The following is a 3,034-nucleotide window of genomic DNA, read 5'->3' as shown; positions in this document are numbered from 1 at the left end:
CTTTGCCGGTGGAAGCCGCCTGGTTCGACTATGGAACTTGACGAGCGTCATGCGGCGAGAGCATGCTGACGAACAGAGAGACTTTGACTGTCTCCTCCATTTCCTTCCGCTCTTAGGACGTTGTCGGTAAGCACGGTGTGAATCTTGTAGGGCACGGCCGCGATCAACCGCAGTAGAAAGTCTCTTGATACGGCTGTGGGGGCCTTCTCGTGCAACTCGACGAAGGCGAACTTCGAGGTGCGGTCGATAGCGACGAACATGTGCAGCTTGCCCTGCTCGGTCCTGACCTCGGCAATGTCGATGTGGAAGTAGCCGATCGGGTAGCTCTTGAATTTCCTCTTCGCCGGTTTGTCGCCCTCGACATCCGGGAGCCGGCCGATGCCATGGCGTTGCAGGCAGCGATGCAATGAAGACCGTGTCAGGTGCGGGATGGTCGCTTGAAGCGCATAGAGGCAGTCGTCGAGCGGCAGCAGCGTGTAGCGGCGGAAAGCGACAATGACCGCCTCCTCCTCAATCGAGAGCACCGTCGATCTCGGTTCCTTCGGACCAGTCGGTAGATCGGAGACCGAAGCTCGCCTCTTCCACTTCGCAACCGTCTTCTGGTTGATCCCGTAGCGCTTGGCCAGCGTCCTCAGGCTCTCTTGACTATGTTGTATCGCTCGACGGACCGCCTCTGTCGTTGTGGCGCTCCCATGCAGAACTTGGCCCATAGCGCATCCTTTGATTCGGAAGATAAGGATGCCCCATCAAAGCCCGGGATCTCGGAGGCTACGCTGTATAACTGGAAGGCGAAGTATGGCGGGATGGATGTGTCCGACGCCAAACGCCTGAAGGCCCTGGAAGACGAGAACGCGAAGCTGAAGAAGCTGCTCGCCGACCAGATGCTCGAAGCCTCGGCGCTGAAGGAGCTTCTGTCAAAAAATGTATGGTCCGCCCCGTCCGTGCAAGGGTTCGTGACATCGCAAATGACGATTCCAGTTGCATAAATGTATCCGGCCTCTCTCGAGTGGGCTGCGGTTGCAGCCAGGCCATGATGAGATCCGCACACGCCGTTCCCAATAAATGGTTCGGGCACGAAGCCCGCTTTTTTGCACAGGACTTACGGCATGTTGATCCACTGTTTCGTCATCACTATTCCCGAGCCTTGCAATCGAGCGTGGAGCGTCAGGCGAAGGCAGGGTCTCTGCGTTCGTAGAGGGCTCCAGGCCTGGTCAGTATGACCCAGACGATCCGGGCCATTTTGGCGGCAAGTGCGACGACTGCTTTGTTGGGATGCATCCGGGCCTGAAGTCCATCGAGCCAGTTTCCTAGCCGGTCTCTCGTTCGATCAAGATGCCGAAAGCAGGATCGTGCGCCATGCACGAGGAGTTTGCGCAGGTAGCGGTTTCCTCGTTTACTGATACCGAGAAGCTTTTGCTTTCCGCCGGTCGAGTATTCCCGCGGCACAAGGCCTAGCCATGCAGCCAAATCGCGGGCTTTCTGGAATTGTCGACCATTGCCGACAGCCGCGAGAAGCGCGGTCGCGCCCAAGGCTCCGATCCCAGGGACTGTCATAAGCCTGCGGGCGACATCTTCACGATCGGCGATCGCCTCGATCTCGCGTGTGACGTCACCAATGCGTTGCTCTAATTGGCGCAGGTCCGTGAACAGGCTTGCGAGAAGCTTTCGCATGGCCGGAGACAAATCGTTCGATGAATCTTCGATGGCCTGCGGGAGGTCGAGCTTGAACAGGCCAGCGCCCTGGCGCAGCGCGATCCCGTATTCGAGGCAGAAGGCTCGCATCTGATTGATCAAGCGTGTCCTCGTGCCGATCATGGTCGCGCACACGGTGAAGGGCTTGAAGGTCCGCCTGTTCTTCGCTTTTGATTGCAGCAAACCGCATTGTTGGCCGCGTGGCTGCTTCCGCGATCGCCTCCGCGTCGATGATGTCGCTCTTGTTCGACTTGACGTAGGGCTTCACAAATTGCGCAGGGATCAAGCGCACCTTATGTCCGAGCGCCTGTATCTTCCTGGCGATCCACTGAGAGCCGGCGCATGATTCCATCCCCACGAGCGCAGGCGCTGCGCGTTCAAAGAACTGCAGCAGCGTGTCGCGTCGGAAGCGAACCTTTTGGACAGGCACGCCGTCGCTTCCGAGGCCGACGACGTGGAATATGTTCTTACCGATATCAATTCCGTAGACCGCGGCAGGGCGCGGCACATTGCGTTTTGGCATTGCAACCTCCTTCGGTTTGACAGCCTCATGATGCGGCAGGAGGACGAGGCGGACCATCCCATTAATGGTAGGGCCCGCCGCCAAGCGCGAAGCCGTCGCGCATCTGCAGGCCGTCATGGGCCTGTCGGAACGGCGGGCCTGTTCCATTGTCGGCGCGGATCGCAAGATGATCCGCTACCGGTCCTGTCGCCCACCGGAGACGGAGCTGCGCGGCAGGCTTCGCGACCTTGCCAACGAGCGGAGACGCTTCGGCTATAGGCGGCTGTTCATCCTCCTTCGTCGGGAGGGCGAGCCGTCGGGGATCAACCGCATCTATCGACTCTACCGTGAGGAATGCCTGACGGTGCGCAAGCGTCGGGCGCGGCGGCGAGCTGTCGGCGCGCGGGCTCCGATCCTGGTCGAGGCAAGGCCGAATGCGCGCTGGTCGCTGGATTTTGTCCATGACCAGTTCGCCTGCGGGCGGCGCTTCCGTGTGCTGAACATCGTCGACGACGTGACGCGCGAATGCCTGGCGGCGATCCCCGACACATCGATCTCCGGCCGCCGCGTCGCTCGCGAACTGACCGATCTGATCGGCCGACGCGGCAAGCCGGCAATGATCGTTTCCGACCACGGCACGGAGTTCACCTCGAACGCCATCCTCGCATGGTCGAAGGACCATCGCGTCGAATGGCACTACATCGCGCCGGGAAAGCCGATGCAGAATGGTTACATCGAATCCTTCAACGGCCGGATGCGGGATGAGCTCTTGAACGAAAGCCTGTTCTTCGGCCTCGACCACGCCCGCAGCGCCATCGCCGAATGGGCGGAGGACTACAA

General features: G+C 60.2%; 4 pseudogenes. 2 read left to right on the top strand and 2 right to left on the bottom strand.

What is annotated here, in order from left to right:
• Positions 1–119: 119 nt before the first annotated feature.
• Positions 120–710 (bottom strand): annotated as a pseudogene (locus tag ACFX5Q_RS34610) (IS481 family transposase); the annotation flags it as partial.
• Between the two features lie 27 nt (positions 711–737).
• Here ACFX5Q_RS34610 and ACFX5Q_RS34605 point away from each other — a divergent pair.
• A pseudogene (locus tag ACFX5Q_RS34605) lies at positions 738–926 on the top strand (transposase); the annotation flags it as partial.
• Between the two features lie 238 nt (positions 927–1,164).
• On the opposite strand, the pseudogene ACFX5Q_RS34600 reads toward ACFX5Q_RS34605, so the two are convergent.
• Positions 1,165–2,215 (bottom strand): annotated as a pseudogene (locus ACFX5Q_RS34600) (IS110 family transposase).
• Between the two features lie 64 nt (positions 2,216–2,279).
• Between ACFX5Q_RS34600 and ACFX5Q_RS34595 the strand changes: the two are divergent.
• Positions 2,280–3,034: pseudogene (locus ACFX5Q_RS34595) on the top strand (IS3 family transposase); the annotation flags it as partial.

Origin of the sequence: Mesorhizobium sp. IMUNJ 23033 (genome assembly GCF_044778005.1) — a bacterium.
Lineage (GTDB): Bacteria > Pseudomonadota > Alphaproteobacteria > Rhizobiales > Rhizobiaceae > Mesorhizobium > Mesorhizobium amorphae_A.
Note: the sequence above shows the minus strand (reverse complement) of the source record. Positions and strands in the feature narration are given on the sequence as shown.